Annotated in this window: 14 protein-coding genes and 1 pseudogene; 9 read left to right on the forward strand and 6 right to left on the reverse strand. The window is 64.3% G+C overall.

Features of this window, described 5'->3' with window-relative positions; all coding sequences use genetic code 11:
* The first annotated feature begins 83 nt into the window (after window positions 1–83).
* The 3 genes and pseudogenes from GGD63_RS15460 to GGD63_RS15470 all read left to right on the forward strand — a co-directional run bounded on the left by GGD63_RS15460 (window position 84) and on the right by GGD63_RS15470 (window position 3,506).
* Window positions 84–940 (forward strand): annotated as a pseudogene (locus tag GGD63_RS15460) (LysR family transcriptional regulator).
* Between the two features lie 216 nt (window positions 941–1,156).
* Window positions 1,157–2,122, forward strand: a complete 966-nt coding sequence (locus GGD63_RS15465; protein WP_183243376.1) for an aliphatic sulfonate ABC transporter substrate-binding protein — start codon at window positions 1,157–1,159, stop codon at window positions 2,120–2,122.
* 43 nt (window positions 2,123–2,165) lie between these two features.
* The gene (locus tag GGD63_RS15470; protein ID WP_183243378.1) at window positions 2,166–3,506 is read left to right on the forward strand and encodes an LLM class flavin-dependent oxidoreductase; all 1,341 of its coding nucleotides are present in this window, start codon (window positions 2,166–2,168) and stop codon (window positions 3,504–3,506) included.
* A 13-nt stretch (window positions 3,507–3,519) separates the two neighbouring features.
* Here GGD63_RS15470 and GGD63_RS15475 read toward each other — a convergent pair whose 3' ends face one another.
* Window positions 3,520–4,611, reverse strand: a complete 1,092-nt coding sequence (locus GGD63_RS15475) for an LLM class flavin-dependent oxidoreductase (RefSeq protein ID WP_183243380.1) — start codon at window positions 4,609–4,611, stop codon at window positions 3,520–3,522.
* 265 nt (window positions 4,612–4,876) lie between these two features.
* Here GGD63_RS15475 and GGD63_RS15480 point away from each other — a divergent pair, with 265 nt between their 5' ends.
* Genes GGD63_RS15480 through epsC form a run of 6 tightly spaced genes read left to right on the forward strand, consistent with a single transcriptional unit; the run spans window position 4,877 to window position 10,327 of the window.
* Entirely contained in the window at window positions 4,877–5,749 is an 873-nt protein-coding gene (locus tag GGD63_RS15480; protein WP_183243726.1) for an ABC transporter permease subunit, read from the forward strand.
* Complete coding sequence (locus GGD63_RS15485) at window positions 5,746–6,474, forward strand: ABC transporter ATP-binding protein (RefSeq protein ID WP_183243382.1); 729 nt, start codon at window positions 5,746–5,748, stop codon at window positions 6,472–6,474. The genes GGD63_RS15480 and GGD63_RS15485 overlap by 4 nt, the downstream gene beginning before the upstream one ends.
* A gap of 24 nt (window positions 6,475–6,498) precedes the next feature.
* A complete protein-coding gene (locus GGD63_RS15490; protein ID WP_183243384.1) occupies window positions 6,499–7,503 on the forward strand; it encodes an NrtA/SsuA/CpmA family ABC transporter substrate-binding protein in 1,005 nt (334 codons plus the stop codon).
* 22 nt (window positions 7,504–7,525) lie between these two features.
* Window positions 7,526–8,758 (forward strand): acyl-CoA dehydrogenase, encoded by a 1,233-nt coding sequence (locus GGD63_RS15495; RefSeq protein ID WP_183243386.1) that lies wholly within the window; start codon window positions 7,526–7,528, stop codon window positions 8,756–8,758.
* 45 nt (window positions 8,759–8,803) lie between these two features.
* Window positions 8,804–9,376, forward strand: coding sequence for a flavin reductase family protein (locus GGD63_RS15500; RefSeq protein ID WP_183243388.1), 573 nt, complete (start codon window positions 8,804–8,806; stop codon window positions 9,374–9,376).
* Between the two features lie 6 nt (window positions 9,377–9,382).
* Window positions 9,383–10,327, forward strand: coding sequence for a serine O-acetyltransferase EpsC (gene epsC, locus GGD63_RS15505; protein ID WP_183243390.1), 945 nt, complete (start codon window positions 9,383–9,385; stop codon window positions 10,325–10,327).
* Here epsC and GGD63_RS15510 read toward each other — a convergent pair.
* The 5 genes from GGD63_RS15510 to GGD63_RS15530 form a co-directional block, all read right to left on the reverse strand.
* The gene (locus GGD63_RS15510) at window positions 10,324–11,190 is read right to left on the reverse strand and encodes an ABC transporter permease (RefSeq protein ID WP_183243392.1); all 867 of its coding nucleotides are present in this window, start codon (window positions 11,188–11,190) and stop codon (window positions 10,324–10,326) included. The two genes, epsC and GGD63_RS15510, sit on opposite strands and share 4 nt — an antisense overlap.
* Window positions 11,183–12,043 (reverse strand): ABC transporter ATP-binding protein, encoded by an 861-nt coding sequence (locus tag GGD63_RS15515; RefSeq protein ID WP_183243394.1) that lies wholly within the window; start codon window positions 12,041–12,043, stop codon window positions 11,183–11,185. Before GGD63_RS15515 ends, GGD63_RS15510 begins: the two co-directional genes overlap by 8 nt.
* Entirely contained in the window at window positions 12,040–13,104 is a 1,065-nt protein-coding gene (locus GGD63_RS15520) for an ABC transporter substrate-binding protein (protein WP_183243396.1), read from the reverse strand. Before GGD63_RS15520 ends, GGD63_RS15515 begins: the two co-directional genes overlap by 4 nt.
* Before the next feature lie 22 nt (window positions 13,105–13,126).
* On the reverse strand, window positions 13,127–14,053 hold the full coding sequence (locus GGD63_RS15525; protein ID WP_183243398.1) for a TauD/TfdA family dioxygenase: 927 nt from the start codon (window positions 14,051–14,053) through the stop codon (window positions 13,127–13,129).
* Window positions 14,054–14,351: 298 nt separating this feature from the next.
* A complete protein-coding gene (locus tag GGD63_RS15530) occupies window positions 14,352–15,791 on the reverse strand; it encodes an FAD-dependent oxidoreductase (protein WP_183243400.1) in 1,440 nt (479 codons plus the stop codon).
* Between the last annotated feature and the right edge of the window lie 291 nt (window positions 15,792–16,082).

A 16,082-nucleotide genomic window follows, 5' to 3' on the forward strand; every position in this document is an offset into this window, starting at 1 on the left:
CCGAGAGAAAGGATAGCCGCCGGCTGATCATTTAAAAACGATATGAAATGATGTTTCAGTGATTGATGTTTGGAATGATTGGGATGAAGACGCTGGACATCGAAGCGGTGCAGGCCTTCGTGCTGACGGCCGATCTCAAGAGCTTTACCCGCGCCGCCGAAGCGATGGACACGACGCAGTCGGCGATCAGCCTGAAGATCAAGCGGCTCGAGGATGAACTCGGGCGAGGGCTATTGGATCGCACGCCGCGCCTGGTGCGCCTGTCCGCAGACGGCGACGCGTTCCTTGCGCCCGCGCGCACACTGCTGGCCGCGCACCATGGCGCACTCGGCAGCTTCGGCCTGGAGCGGCGTCGTCTCGTCGTCGGCATCAGCCATCACATCGTCGGCGCGGAGCTGCCGGTCCTGCTACGCCGAATGAAGAGTGCAGAACCGGGCCTTGTGCTCGAGATCCGCGTATCGACCTCGCGCCAGGTGCTGGATGAGTTCGACCGCGGTGCGATCGACGCTGCAATCGTGCTGCGCCACGACAATCGCCGGCGGGGCGGCGAGGTCATCCTGAAAGAGACTTTCGGATGGATGGCGTCGGCGGATTTCGAGCATCATGATGGAGAACCTCTGCGCATCGCCACACAGGCCGATCCCTGCAGCGTGCGCAGCATGGCTGTCGACGCACTCAACAAGGCCGGCATCGCCTGGACAGAAGTGTCGTCGGCGGCGGTGTCGCCACCATCGGCGCGGCAATCTCCGCCGGTCTTGCCGTTGCGGCGCTCGGGCGTCGCGTTGCTCCTGCCGACACGATCGATGTCGGCGCCCAATTGGGCTTGCCGCCGCTCCCGTCGCGGGACGTGGTGCTGCACGCGAGCCCCGGAGACCAGCCAACCAAACATTCGTTGAGGACGCTGGCAGCTGCGATCCGCGCCACTGCGGCCAAACATTAATTGCTATTGAGCGGCGGGATCGCAACGCGCCACGCCCACGATCCGGATGTGAAGACAGCGCCATTCTCCATTTGCGGCGCGCGGAAGAATGTTCGTTCCGTTCTGCGCCATATTCCGGAATTGCCAGGCGTCCCCGTTCATCGGCACATTGCAGACGTCCAATCTCCCCAACCGCGGTCGAGACGGCACGGCAGCTTCGTGAACAGGATCCCCGAAATGCATCATCTCAAGTCCCGCCTGCGCGCCCTCACCGCGGCCACGCTCGGCCTGTTCGCCATCGCGTCGGTTCAGCCCGCGGTCTCCGAGGAAATCCGCATCGGTTATCAAAAGTCATCGACGCTGACCGCGATCCTGAAGACGAACGGCGAGTTGGAGAAGGCGCTGGCGCCGCTCGGCATCACCGTCTCCTGGCACGAATTCACCAGCGGCTTGCCGCTGCTGGAAGCCATCAACATCGGCAGCATCGATTTCGGCGCCGACGTCGCCGATACGGTGCCGATCTTTGCGCAGGCCGCCGGCGCCAAGCTCGCTTATGTCGCCGAGGAGGCCGCCTCGCCGGCGGCGCAAGCGATCGTCTTGCCGCAGTCGTCAGCCATCAAGACCATCGCTGACCTCAAGGGCAAGAAGATCGCGGTGACCAAGGGCGCCGGCAGCCACTATCTCCTGCTCGCGGCACTGGCGAAAGCGGGGCTCAGCTTCAAGGACATCACGCCCGCGTATCTCACGCCGGCCGACGGCCGCGCGGCCTTCATCAGCAACAATGTCGATGCCTGGGTCGCCTGGGATCCGTTCCTGACCAGCGCCCTGCACCAGACCAAGGGCAGCATCCTGTCCGACGGCAGCAACGGTCTTGCAAGCTACAAGCGCTATTACCTCGCTTCGGCCGCCTATGCGGATAAGCACGCCGAAGTGCTGAATGTGATCTTCACCAGGCTTGCCGCGACCGGAAAATGGGTAAAGGCCCAGCCGAAGGACGCGGCGACGTTGCTTGCCGGGCTCTGGGGTATCGACGCGGCGACCGTCGAGGAGGCCAACAGCCACCGCTCCTATCAGGTGGGCACGGTCACCGGACCAGGTCTGTCGGAGCAGCAGCGCATTGCCGATGCGTTCCACGCCGAGGGTCTGATCCCGGTGAAGCTCGACACCACGACCATCAAGATCTGGACGCCGAAGGGATCCTGATCCTGACTGCTTGAGGCTTAGGCCGCCGACTTTCGGAATTCCCATGCCGCAACGTCAACTGCACCTGAACGTCAACCTGCTTCACTCCGGCGTCTATCCGTCGGCCTGGCGCCTCCCGGACAGGGATCCACGCGCATTCTTCGATCTCGCTCATTATGTGCGGGTGGCGCAGATTGCCGAACGCGGCAAGCTCGACGCGATCTTTCTGGCGGATTCGCCGGCCGTGAACGATCGCATCGACTACCGGTCGTTCACGTCGCTGGAGCCGACCATCATTCTGGCGACGGTCGCGGCCGCGACAACGCATGTCGGCCTGATCGGGACGGTGTCGACGAGCTATAACGAGCCCTACAATATTGCGCGCCGCTTCGTGTCCCTCGATCACGCGAGTGGCGGCCGCTCGGGATGGAATGCGGTCACGACCGCAGATGCCGCGTCGAGCCGCAATTTCGGCCTCTCGGGTGCGGTGGAGCACAAAGCCCGCTACGAGCGGGCCAAGGAATTCACGGAGGTCGTCCACGCGCTGTTCGACAGTTGGGAGGACGACGCCTTCGTCGGCGACAAGGCGAGCGCCAGGTTCGTCGATATGTCGAAAGTACATCCCATCGCCCACCGCGGCCCGCATTATTCAGTCGCCGGCCCCCTGAACGTGCCACGCTCGCCGCAGGGACGACCGGTGACGGTGCAGGCGGGCGGCTCAAATGACGGCCGCGACTTCGCCGCGGCCTATGCGGAGGCCGTATTCACGCTGGCTCAGTCGATCGATGAAGGCGTCGCCTATGCGCGCGATCTGCGCACGCGCGCTGCAGCTTACGGACGCTCCGGCGATTCCATCGTCATTCTACCGGGACTTGCGACCGTCATCGGCAGCACGGAAGCCGAAGCAAAACGTCGGCAGGACGAGCTCTGGGAGCTGGTCCCGATCGAATACAGCCTGCCGCGTCTCGCCGGTACGCTTCAGATCGACCCTGCCCTCCTCGAACTCGACAAACCGCTTCCCGATCCTTTGCCGCTTCCGGCTAACGCCAACCACACCATGTTCCAAGGCACCGTGAACATCGCCCGCCGCGGCAACCTCACCGTCCGCCAACTAATCCGCGCGCTCGGAGGCGGCGTTGGCCATCGCATCATCGTCGGCACGCCGGAGCAGATCGCGGACGATATCGAGGCCTGGTTCAAGGCCGGCGCCGCGGACGGCTTCAACCTGATGCCGGATGTTCTGCCGACCGGGCTCGAAACCTTCGTCGACACCGTCGTGCCGATCCTGCAGAAGCGCGGACTGTTCCGGACCGAATACACGGGCACGACGTTGCGCGACCATTTCGGACTGCCACGGCCAGCGAGCCGCTATGCGAAGCAACCGCCGGCAGTCGCCTCGGCCTGATCGTCGCGACCGCCTATCCTACGGGATGGGCCAGCTTCGCAGCAGGCCTGGCCGATTGTCTGGCCCGGACACGAGGGATGATCTCCTCTGCAAAACGCCGCATCTCTGCTTCGAACGGCTGGAACTGCAGCATGAAGAGCTCGATACCGGCGGCATGGAACGCCTCGATGCGTGCCGCGACCTCATCGTAGCTCCCAACCAGCCCGGCGGCCGTTCCGCCATTGCTGCCGACCCGCGGCGTCTTCTGCATCGTCTGCATCATCACGACCTTAGGGTCGGTATTCTGCTTCTGAATGGCTTTCATCGGCGCATCCTTTGCAGCGAGGCCGAGCAGCCGCTCATAGGCGACCTGTGCCTGCTGCCGGGTTTCGCGCGCCACGACAAAGGCGGACAGACCGAAGCGCAATGGCGGCGCTGAACCGCGCGGCCGCGCCGCGACATCGGCGATCAAGCCAGCGACATCGTCGAGCGGCTGGCCGTTGATGAACCAGACGTCGCCATGGCCAGCGACCAGATCGCGCGCCGGCTCGGACTCTCCGCCGACATAGATGGCCGGACGCTTGCGGTAGAGGCTGGTCGGCCGCAGCGCATAGTCCGTGACGTTGAAGTGATGGCCGCTGAAGTTGAGGCGCTCGCCCTCCATCAGGCGGGATACGACGGAGATCCATTCCTTTCCGTAAGCATAGCGCGCATCGTGCTCGGGAAAGCCGATTCCCGCCTTCTCCAGCTCCGGACGATTCCAGGCATTGACCAGATTGATGGCAAACCGGCCACGGCTGATGTTCTCGATCCCGAGCGCCAGCTTGGCGAGCACGACGGGTTGATAGAGATACGGCTTGATCGCCGCGATGATCTCGATGCGCTTGGTCAGCGCCGCGATCGCAGCGGCGGCGCTCCAGGCTTCGAGCTGATCGAGGTCCTCCTGATGCGGATTGATCGTGTGCTGCGCGATCAGCGTCGAATCATACCCGAGCTCCTCGGCCGCCAAGATGAGATCCCGATTGCGCTCCCAGGAGGCATCGTAGGGCTCTTCCGGGTCCTGATGCGCGGCGCGCGGCCCGTGCACCAGGGCCCAGATGCCGAAGCGAAGAGGTGCAGCCGTCATCATTCTCTCCCGTAACTCTCTCGACTTCGAGCGTTCTCGCCAATGGCCGGCGCAAGTTCAAGCAGACCGGTATCAAAAGATTTTCTTTGTCGCGGATCCGCGCTGCGACGACTGCGGATCACTCCGGAGCAGGCGACAATTGAAATACCGCTCTATTTCTGTCGACCCGATTTCGTGGGACATTTTGCGGAGACGGCAGGTGATTGCCGTCGCGCCTCCTGCATCAAATGCAGCGCGTGAAACGAGGTCTCGCGTCTTGAGCAATATGGAACTGAGCGGCATCGACCGCACCGTGATCGGTGCGGACAGCGCGCCGTCGTCGCAAAGCGGCGACAACGCGTTCGCTCCGACCGCTACGAAGAGCAAGCTTGGCGCTCGCGGGCTTCAGCTGCTGTCGTGGCTCGCGCCGGTGGTGCTGGTCGTCATCTGGGAATGGCTGGCGCAGGCGGGATGGCTGTCACCGCATGTCCTGCCCGCGCCGAGCAAGGTGATCCGGACTGCCTTCAAGCTTGCAGCGACGGGCACGCTGCTCAACGATCTCGGCGTGAGCTTGCTGCGGGCGGCGGCGGGATTCGCGATCGGGGCAGCCGTCGGTGGCGCCCTTGGCATTCTCGTCGGCTTCTCGCGCGTCGCCGAAGCTGCGATCGACCGCAGCGTGCAGATGATCAGGGCCATCCCGTTCCTCGCAGCGTTGCCCCTGGTCATCGTCTGGCTCGGCGTCGGCGAGACGCAAAAGATCTTCCTTGTGGCCCTCGGCGTCACCTTCCCGATCTACATCAACACGGTCCTCGGTATTCGCCAGGTCGACCCGAAACTGCTCGAGCTCGGCCGCGTCCAGGGCCTGAGCTCGCTTCAGCTGATCCGCAGGATCATCCTTCCCGGCGCATTGCCGTCGATCCTGACCGGGGTCCGCTATGCGCTGGCGACGGCATGGCTTGCGCTGGTCGTCGCTGAAACCATCGGCGCGCAGTCGGGCATCGGCTTTCTCGCCATGGACGCACGCGAGTTCCTGCGCACCGACGTGATCGTGCTGACGATCGTGATCTATGCACTGATCGGCGTCGCAGCCGACGGAATTGCACGTTTCCTCGAACGACGCCTTCTCGCCTGGCATCCGAATTACGGGGCAGCACGATGAATGCGCATGTCGCTAGGCTATCGACCGCTTCATTCGAAACCGGACCCGCGGTCGTCGTCAGCAATCTCGTGCGCAGCTATGGCAGCCGCGTGGTCATCGAAAAGCTGAACCTGCGCATCGAGCGGGGCGAGTTCGTTGCGCTGCTAGGCGAGAGCGGTTGCGGCAAGACCACATTGCTGCGGGCGCTCGCAGGCCTGGATTCAATCCAGGGCGGGCGCATCGTCGCGCCGCGCCGGCCGGCGGTGGTATTCCAGGAGCACCGGCTGCTGCCCTGGGACAGCCTCTGGCGCAACGTCTCGCTTGGTTTGCAGGTGCCGGACGCACGCGAACGCGCCGCCGAAGCGCTGACAGAGGTCGGCCTCGGCGACCGTCTCGACGACTGGCCGCGCAATCTCTCCGGCGGGCAGGCCCAGCGCGTCGCGCTGGCCCGCGCGCTGGTCCAGCAGCCCGAGCTTCTGCTGCTCGACGAGCCGTTTGCAGCATTGGACGCGCTCACCCGCATCCGCATGCATGAGCTCGTTCGCGAACTCGTCACCAATCATCAGCCGGGCGTTCTGCTCGTCACCCACGACGTCGATGAGGCGATTGCGCTTGCCGACCGCATCCTGGTGATGCGGCACGGCGCGATTGCCTTCGAGCACCGTGTCGTCCGCGGCGCCTCTGCCCCCATCTCGCGTAGCGAGCTCCTTGGCGAGCTGGGCGTGAATTCGCATTCCACCCACTGATTTAGAATTTAGCGGAAGGCCATGATGTCCAACTCTCCAATCACCAAGCCGTCCCGCCGCGGCTTTCTCGGCAGCGCCGCCTTCGGCGTGGGCGCCCTCGCCGGCTTGAACATCGGCGATTTTGCCGAGGCCGCAACCGGCCGCACGACCGACACCGTGCGCCTGACCTGGGGCCTGGGCGGCCTCAATCTGATCGCCAAGGAGCGCGGCGAGTTCGAGAAGGTGCTGGCCAAGGACGGCATCAAAGTCGAATGGCTCGGGCCCTTCCCGAACCATGCGCCGACATTGCAGGCGGTCACCGGCGGCAGCGCCGATTTCAGCTTTGGCGGCAGCACGACGCCGGCGCTGGCCGCGATCATCGCGGGCTCGCCGCTGGTGTTCACCCAGTTCGTGGTCTACGAGCCCCGCACCACGGCGATCATCGCCAAGGACGGCTCCGGCATCGACAAGGTCGAGGATCTCGTCGGCAAGTCGGTCGCGGTCAACCGCTCCGGCCTCGGCGAATTCCTGCTGGTGGCCGCGCTCGAGAAGCACAAGGTCGACCGGTCCAAGGTCAAGTTCGTCTATCTCAATCCCCCCGACGCCGCGCCGGCCCTCGCCTCCGGCAAGGTCGACGCCTGGTCGATGTGGAGCCCCGGTGTCGATATCGCGCGGCTCGAATACAAGGCGCACGACATCTTCCTGGAGGGACGTGATCTCGACTTTCAGATCGACTACACCTCGTACCTGACCACCCGCAAATTCGCGACCGACAACCCTGCCCTCGTCCGCGCCGTGAACGATGCGTTCCGCGCCGAAGGCAAGTGGATCTCGGAGAACGGGAAGGAGGCGGAGTACATCGCCCAGAAGGCGGGCAAGTACAGCGACGAGGTCCGTGACCAGTTCATCGCGCTCAAGCGCCGGTACCGCTACTTCGCCGTCAATGACGAGCGTTTCATCGGCGAGCTGCAAAAGGCCGCCGACTGGCTCGTCGCCCGCAAGGTTCTGCCCGAGCCGGTCAAGGTGACCGACCATCTCGCCCAGCTCTGAGAACGTGACCAGCAGGCCCATCATGAACAAGACCGTATCCGCTCCATCTCTCGGCACATCGGAGCCGCTGAAGACCGCCTCGCCGGAACTGGAGGCGTTGCTCAACCAGATCGCCGAGGGCGCGAGCGCGCGAGAACGCGACCGCGTGCTGCCCTTCGAGGTCATCGATCTCATCCGCCGCGCCCGCCTCGGTGCGCTGCGGTTGCCGGCGAGCGCCGGCGGCGCCGGCAGCACGATCCACGATCTCTTCGCTTTCGTCATCCGCCTCGGCGAGGCCGACGCCAATGTCGCGCATATCCTGCGCAACCATTTCAGCGTGGTGGAGCGGCTGGTGCGTACGCCCAGGGACGAGCAGAGCCGCGATTGGCAGAAGGCCGTCGCCGGAGGCGCCATCATTGGGCTGGCCACCACCGAGCTCGAAAGCCCCCGCGTCGGCAATGTCACGCCGGGTACGACCTTCACACCCGACGGGCAGGGCGACTACCTGTTGAACGGCACCAAATACTACAGCACCGGCACGCTGTACTCGGATTATGTCCTCGTCCGCGCCGCCGATCCCGATGGCACCAGTGGCGCAACCATCGTTCCGGTCAAGCGCGACGGCATCGAGCTGGTCGACGACTGGGACGGGCTCGGACAAAAGCTCACCGCCACCGGCACGACGCATTTCCGAAACGTCAAAGTCAAGCGCCAGGAGATTGTGTTCGACACCCCCGACACGGGCTATGGCGTGCCTTACTCCAACACGTTCGCCCAATTGTTCCTGACCGCAATCGTTGCCGGTATCGCGCGCGCGACCCTGCGTGACGCCACCGCGCTCGTCCATTCGCGCAAGCGCACTTTCTATTACGCGCCCGCCGAAGTTCCGACCGACGATCCCCTGCTTCAGCAGACGGTCGGCCAGATCGCCAGTGGGGCATTTGCGGCCGAAACAGTCGTGCTGGCGGCCGCCGAGGCGCTCGACGTCGCGACCGATGCCTTCGACGCCGGCGCAGCGAACGCAGCGGAAGCCGCCCACACCGCCGCCCTGCTTTCGGCCAAAGCCAAGATCATCGCGGACGATTTCGCCATCCGCGGCGGCAGCCTGCTGTTCGACGTCGGCGGCGCGTCCGCGACCAAGAAGGTCACCAATTTCGACCGGCACTGGCGCAATGCGCGGACGCTGTCCTCGCACAACCCGACGACCTACAAGGCGCGCTCGATCGGCCAGTACGAAATCAGCGGCACGCCGCTGCCGGGGAAGGGCTTCTTCTAGGCTGGAAGAGCCTTCATTCGACGGCCCACACAAGGAGGTCAGGACATGGGAAGGCCCGACATCCATCTCGTCACTGACAGCAACGAGATCGAACGGCAATTCCGCGGCGTGATGCGCCGCCTCGCCGGGGGAGTCAGCATCATCACGGCGGGGCGCGACGACGACATCACGGGAATGACGGTCACGTCGCTGACCTCACTCAGCGCGAGCCCGCCGCGTGTGCTGGTCAGCGTCAACCGCCAGGCCTCGTCATTCGCACTGATCGAGCGCTTCGGCACGTTCGGCGTGAACATTCTCGGCTCCGATCAGCAGGATCTGGCAGACCGGTTCAGCAACGGTCGCCTCAAGGGACCACAGCGCTTCGAGGGCATTCCCTGGTCCGCCGGGACCTCGGGCGTGCCCCTGCTCGGAAAGTCGCTCGCGACCGTCGAATGCCGGGTCGAGGAGATCATCGAACGCTACTCGCACGGAATCATCGTCGGAAGTCTTTTGAGCTTCGAGCTGTCGCCCCAGCTCTCCGGGCTGGTGTACTGGAACGGCCAGTACATCGAGATCAAGCATGATTTCGACCTCGATCTGCTGGCCGAGATCAGCATTCCCCTGGCACATGTCAGGTAAGGCGGCATGAAGCACGACTTGGCCGGCGAGCCCTCAGACGACAAGGGACTCGATAGCCCGACACAGAAGCGCTGGCAGCTCGAGCAGCTCGTCGCCGCGCTCCGCGTCTCCCGCGAGGAGACCCATAGCATCCGCCGGGATGGCGAGGCCCGCCGCGCGCCCTCGCGCGAGGCCCTTCAGGCGATCCTCGACGGCCTGACCGAAGCGCTATTCCCGCGCCATTACGGCCAATTCGACCTCGACGGCGAGAACATCGACTATTTCGTCGGCAACCGTCTCAGCATCGCGCTCGATGGCCTGTGCGACCAGGTCCACCGCGCCGCCATCTTCATCGGCGACGAGCTCACGGCCGGCTTCCAGCGCGAGGATGCGATCGAGCTGACGCGCAAGTTTGCGTCAGAGCTTCCCGACGTGCGCGGGCTGATCATCAGCGATCTCCGCGCCGCCTTCGTCGGGGACCCCGCCGCCAGGAATTTTCCGGAGATCCTGATCGGCTATCCCGGCATGACCGCGATCATCCATCACCGGCTGGCCCACATCCTTCATCAGCTTGGCGCGCGGCTGATTGCGCGGCTGGTGGCGGAGATCGCCCACACAAGGACCGGCATCGACATTCACCCTGGCGCGAGCATCGGGTCCGGCTTCTTCATCGACCACGGCACTGGCGTCGTCATCGGCGAGACCGCCATCATCGGCGACAATGTCCGCATCTACCAGGCCGTGACCCTCGGCGCGCGCCATTTCCCGACCGACGACGACGGCAATCTGATCAAGGGCGACGCCCGACATCCGATCGTTGACGATGACGTCGTCATCTATGCCGGCGCCACCATCCTCGGGCGCATCACGATCGGCCGGGGCTCGACCATCGGCGGCAACGTCTGGGTGACCCAGGACGTGCCGCCGAACAGCATCGTGACGCAGGCCACCGCCCGCAACAAGCCTGGCTAAACGGCCGGCGCCTTCCAGCGCATCAGGCGGCGCTCCAGCGCCTCCAGGATCGCGTTGAACGTGAGGCCGATCACGGTGATGCCGAGGATGCCGAAATACATCTGCGGGATCAGGAAGCTGTACTGGCTGTTGATGATGAGATAGCCGAGCCCGGATTTCGCGCCGACCATCTCGGACGCCACCAGCACCAGCATCGCGGAGGCGCTTGCGAGCCTTATGCCGACGAAAATCGTCGGCAGCGACGCCGGCAGGATCACTTTTCGGAACAGCTGGCTCGGTGTCGCCCCCATCGTTCGTGCGGACTTGATCAAGAGCGGATCGACCTGGCGAACCGCCGCGATCGTATTGAGCAGAAGCGGCCAGGCGCAGCTGTAGACCACCATGGTGACCTTCGACAGCTCGCCGATCCCAAGCAGCAGGATGAAGACTGGTAGCAGCGCCAGCGGCGCGGTGTTGCGCGCGATCTCGATGATCTGATTCAGGAGATCGCCAAGCCGGGCGTACCATCCCGTCAAGATGCCCAACGGCACGAACAGGGCAATGGCGATCAGGAAACCACTCAAGGCTCGAAGCAGGCTGGCGCCGACGTTGTCATAGAGCTCCCCGGTCTGCGCGAGCTGCCAGCCCGCGGCAACCACCTCGGAGAACGGCGGCAGGAAGGTCACGTCGACCAAGCCGATCCGCGGCGCGGTCTCCCAGAGGGTCAGAAACAACAACAGCAGCAGCGATCGCTGCCCGATCGTGCCGAGCCATCGCGCGAGCCCGCCAGCCGCCTCGGCGAGCACGCCGTCGCGATGCCTGGCCCGGTCTTTCGGGCTCCCCTCGGCGAGCTCCAGCAGCGTCAGGATTTCCAGATTAGACATGGGCCAACTCCTCCGCCTTGGCGATGCGCTCGCCGCCCGATGTCGCCACCTGGGAGCCCTGCGCCTTCAAGACCTCGTCGCGCAGCAAGGACCACACCTCGTGCCGCACCTGCCCAAACGCCGGAAGCGATCGCACATCCTCGGTTTCGCTGTGCAGCTCATCGGGAATTTCGATGATTTGCTTGATGCGGCCGGGGCGCGAGGTCATCACCGCCACGCGCTGACCAAGGACCACGGCCTCATCGATGCCGTGGGTGATGAACAGGATGGTCTTTCCCGTGCTGCGCCAGATCCGCAAAAGCTCGCCTTGCAGTATCTCCCGCGTCTGCGCATCGAGCGCCGCGAACGGCTCGTCCATCAGCAGCACCTCCGGATCGTAGGCAAGGCTGCGAGCGATCGCGACACGCTGCTTCATGCCGCCGGAGAGCTCGTGCGGATAGCGGTCGGCAAAGCCGGACAGACCCACGAGGTCGAGATAGTGTAGCGCCCTCTCCCGCCGCTCCCTTGCTTTCAGGCCGGCAATGTCGAGCCCGAACTCGATATTCTGCGCGGCCGTCCGCCAGGGAAACAGCGCGTATTGCTGGAACACGATGCCGCGGTCGCGCGCCGGGCCCTCGACGAGCCTGCCATCGAGCAGGATACGACCGCTGCTCGGTGTCGTCAGGCCGCCGAGCAGGTCGAGCAGGGTCGACTTGCCGCAGCCGCTCGGCCCGACCAGCGCAATGAACTCTCCGGCCCGAACATCCAGCGTGATGTCCTCCAGGGCCGTGAAGCGTTGCGCCGGCCCGCCATCCTTGCCGCGGACCAGGAATTCCTTGCGCACATGCTCGAAGCGGATCTTGGCCGTCGTCATTTGGCCTCCGCAGTCTTGCCCGGGCGGAAATAGTTGAACTCGTTGGTGTAGAGATCCGACGGCTTGAGCTGGTCCTGCTTCAGCAGGCCATCCCTGACCAGCCAATCGATCCACACCTGGAGCTCGCCATCGCCGATCACGCCGCCCTTGGTCGCGACGCCCGTGCTCTTCCAGTACTTGATGGGAGTTGCGTCCTCGTTGCGCTTGCGCTCGGCGATGACGCGCTCGAACCGGGCGCGGACCTCCTCCGGCGGCGTTGTCTGAGCCCAGTCGATGGCACGAGATACGCCCTCGATCAGCTTGCGGGACGTGTTCGGATTGTCCTTGATGAACTTGTCCCGCAGCACATAGGCCCCGCCGGTGAAGTTCCCGAAGACGTCCGTATCGGCAAAGAGCCGCCGAATGCCGCCGCGCTCGAGTGCCTTGTCACGCAGGACGCCGCCGAGCGTGCTGAGCTCGACCTGTCCCTGGCGCAGCACCTGCTCCCCCGTCACCGGCGGTATCGCGACCAGTGTCACCTGTTTCGCTTCCGCTGGCGTCAGGCCATTGCGGGCCAAATATTCGCGCAGCACGAATTCATGGTGCGCTCCCAGCGTGTTGACCGCGACCTTCTTGCCGATCAGGTCCCGCGCGGTCTTGATCGGACTATCCTCCTTCACGTAGTAGCCGCTGTAGGTGTTGTCGTCGGAGCCGTAATAGCCGACCACCGCCTTGATCGGCGCCTTGGCGGCGATCAGCTTGATGATCGCGCCGTAGAAAGCGCCACCGATGTCGATATCGCCGGTGACGACGGTCTGGATGTCCTGCGGACCGCTGATGGTGTTGCCGATCCATTTGAGCTTGAGAGGAGCGAGATAGCCGAGATCGTCGGCCAGCTCGATGAAGGTGACCTGCCCGGCCCAGCCCTGGTAGCGGATCTCGGTCTTTTCGAGCTGTGGCTCGGCCATGGCGCTGCCGATCAGACCCGCCAGCGCGACGCTGGCAAGGCCGATTTGCCGGACCCTTGCCCGTGCACGCAAGCCGGCCACCAACCGGCGCAAGGCAGAAGCGACGATTTTCATTGTATTCACTCCCCTGTTTGTTTCAGGCAGCTTTTGCCTGCGGCTTGATCGACTTGATCCGGGTGACGCTCTGGCGGCCGTCGATGCTGACCGGCACTTCGCCGTCAATGGTGGCGCGGCGCACGACGCGATGCTGATCGCCGTAGTCATTGACGGCGTAATGCTGGGTCGCACGGTTGTCCCAGATCACCACGTCCCCTTGCCGCCAGCTCCAGCGTACGGTGTTCTCCGGCGCGGTGATGTGCGACTGGAACAGGTCGAACAGCTTCTGGCTGTCGTATTTCGACAGTCCGACGAAGCGCTGGACGAAATTGCCGAGCACCAGGGTGCGCTCGCCGGTTTCGGGATGGACGCGGACGACGGGATGCTCGGTCTCGTAGACCGTCGCCGTGAAGACCTCGTCGAATTGCTTCCGGTCGGCTTCGCTCGCGCGCGTCTTGACCGCATAGTCATAGGCATTGCTATGCACCGCCCAGAGCTCATCCGCGAGCTTGCGCAGCGGCGCCGGCAGATCGAGATAAGATGTAGCCGTGTTCGACCAGATCGTGTCGCCGCCGAACTCGGGGATCACGACGCCGCGCAACACCGAGATCTTCGGATAAGCGTCGACGAATGTGACGTCGGTGTGCCACTGATCGGCGCGGCCACCTCCGCGCGCGGAGTCGAGCTCGAGGATCGAGGCCGTGCCCTTGGTGGCGCCGACCGTCGGATGCGGCACCAGCTTGCCGAGCCGATGGGCGAAACGCTCCTGCTCGGCATCGTCGAGATGATCCTGGTCGCGGAAGAAGATGACCTTGTGCTCGAGCAGCACCTGGTTGATCGCCGCAATCGTCCGGTCCGGAAGATCGCCGGAGAGCTTGATGTTCCTGATTTCGGCGCCGATACGCGCCGATCGCTTGACGATATCCGAACGCGGAATGACGTTGTCGATGGTGATTCCGTCAGTCATGTCATCTTCCCCGAGACCGCGATCCGTTTGGACAAGGCTCCGCCGTTCGCCGATCGCAGTTGCGACGGCGGAGTGAAAGACGGTGATGTAGCGATCGATCCTCTTGCGAGATTGCCGTCTGCTCTGGCGGCAATCCCGTCTGGCGGGACCTTTCCGTGGAGGCTGCATCGATGCAGCCTCTTGTTCAGTCACACGATGCTAACTCAGGGACTTCGGAAATAGCTTCCAAAGTTCGCGGCAGTTGAGAAACAGACGCATCCACGGTCACGGCGTCTCCAGTTGCGACTTGCGCTCCGCTCTATTCCGCAGCGACGATGTTGGGCGAACGCCAGACGGCCGAGGCATAGAGCGACGGCTCGAAATCGGCGGCGATCGCACCGTTGATCCGAACCTCGTGTGCCGGGAGGTCGTCGAGGAACAGATCCCTGCTGATCCGCGCGACGACGCCCGGAATGTCGCGCTTGAAGCTCGGCACGTCGCCAATCGGCAGGCCGAAGCTGACGAATGCCGCAGGATTGAACACGTGGACGTTCCGCAAGTAGGGCGCGCGACCGGGCTCCTTCTCGAGGAATTCGTGGCCCACACCGAGATACGGATGCGCACCCAGGAACTCATCTTGCTCGTCCGCAGCCGGAGAATAGCGATCGCGCCACAGCAGGATCGCGTCGGCGAAGGCGGCGAGCTCCGGCCGTTTCGCCAGATCGACCTGATAGCCCGTACCGGCGATGACGAAATCGAATGCGATGTCGCCCTGGGGCGTGGTTGCAAGCAGCCGCCGCCCGAACGGCTTGGCTGACGTCCACGGTGCCGCCAGATGGAGGTGGAAGTTGGGGAATTTGACCGCGCGCGCGATTGCGTCGGGCGGCGGCGTCGACCCCGCGCGACGGAAGCGGATGGCCTGATGCCAGCGGACCGCGTCCGGGAGCGCCCCATAATTGTCGTATGCCCCCGGATATCCGCGCGTCCTGATCACGGGCTCCGAAGCAATCCGGTCGCGGCGTGCGAACAGGTGCACCTCTCTCGCCCCGGCTTCGAGCGCAACCGCCGCTACATCGAACGCGGAGGCCGCGCTGCCCAGCACCGCGACCGACTTGTCGCGCAGCTTCCCGAAATCGATCGCCTCCAATGTATGCGCGTAAAGCTGCTTTGGCAGATTGCGCGAGAGCACGTCGGGGATGGACGGACCCCCGTTGCTTGGAAAACCGCTGGCGAGGATGATCTTGCGAGCGGTTTCGGTCCTTGCCTCGCCGGCGACGTCGAGATGAAGCCGCAAGTGATCGGCCGCCGGCTCGATGCGGAGTAGCTTCGTCCGGTAGCGCACCTCGATGCCGAGCGTCTTCCGGTACCAGTCAAGATAGGCCGCCCAATCGACGCGGGAGATACGATCGATCGCTTCATAAGCGGCCGCGCCATTCCGAGCTTCATACCAGGCCTGGAAGCTCAGTCCGGGCAGGCCAAGCTCGGGGCCGGGCAGGCTCTTCGGCGTCCGCAGCCTGTGCATGCGCGCACTGCTGAGCCAGGGGCCGGACGACGCCGCATCGTGCGCTGTATCGATCACCGTGACCTTGCCGATGCCGGCACGGCGCAGTGCAAAGGCGAAAGCGCTCCCGGATTGCCCGCCGCCGACGATTGCGACGTTGTGATCGACCGCGTGCCGATCCGGGACCCAGTTCTGCGGGTCGGGACCAATCAGACGCAAGGTCTCACGCGCGGCGGCGTCGATATCGGATTGAAACATGTTGCACCGGGATTTGTCGGCATCAGATGCGATCAAATCGTAGAAGCCAGCGACATTCAGTCAATGAAATGGAATGGGTTTTGTTTAGCGACCCGAACAACGAACTCACCGCGGGGTCACCGTGCGTTGAAAGATTTGCGTCGACGGCGCGGAGTGAGCCAGGAAGGGCGACGGGACATTCGCTCGCCACGTCGGTTATCAGTTGAGACGATCCGTTCGCGACATCATCTCCTTAATGCGCTCCCGCCGCTAAATTCATGCTCGCGTCGCACCGAACAACGCAAATCCATT

Origin of the sequence: Bradyrhizobium sp. cir1 (genome assembly GCF_014198245.1) — a bacterium.
Classification (GTDB): Bacteria; Pseudomonadota; Alphaproteobacteria; order Rhizobiales; family Xanthobacteraceae; genus Bradyrhizobium.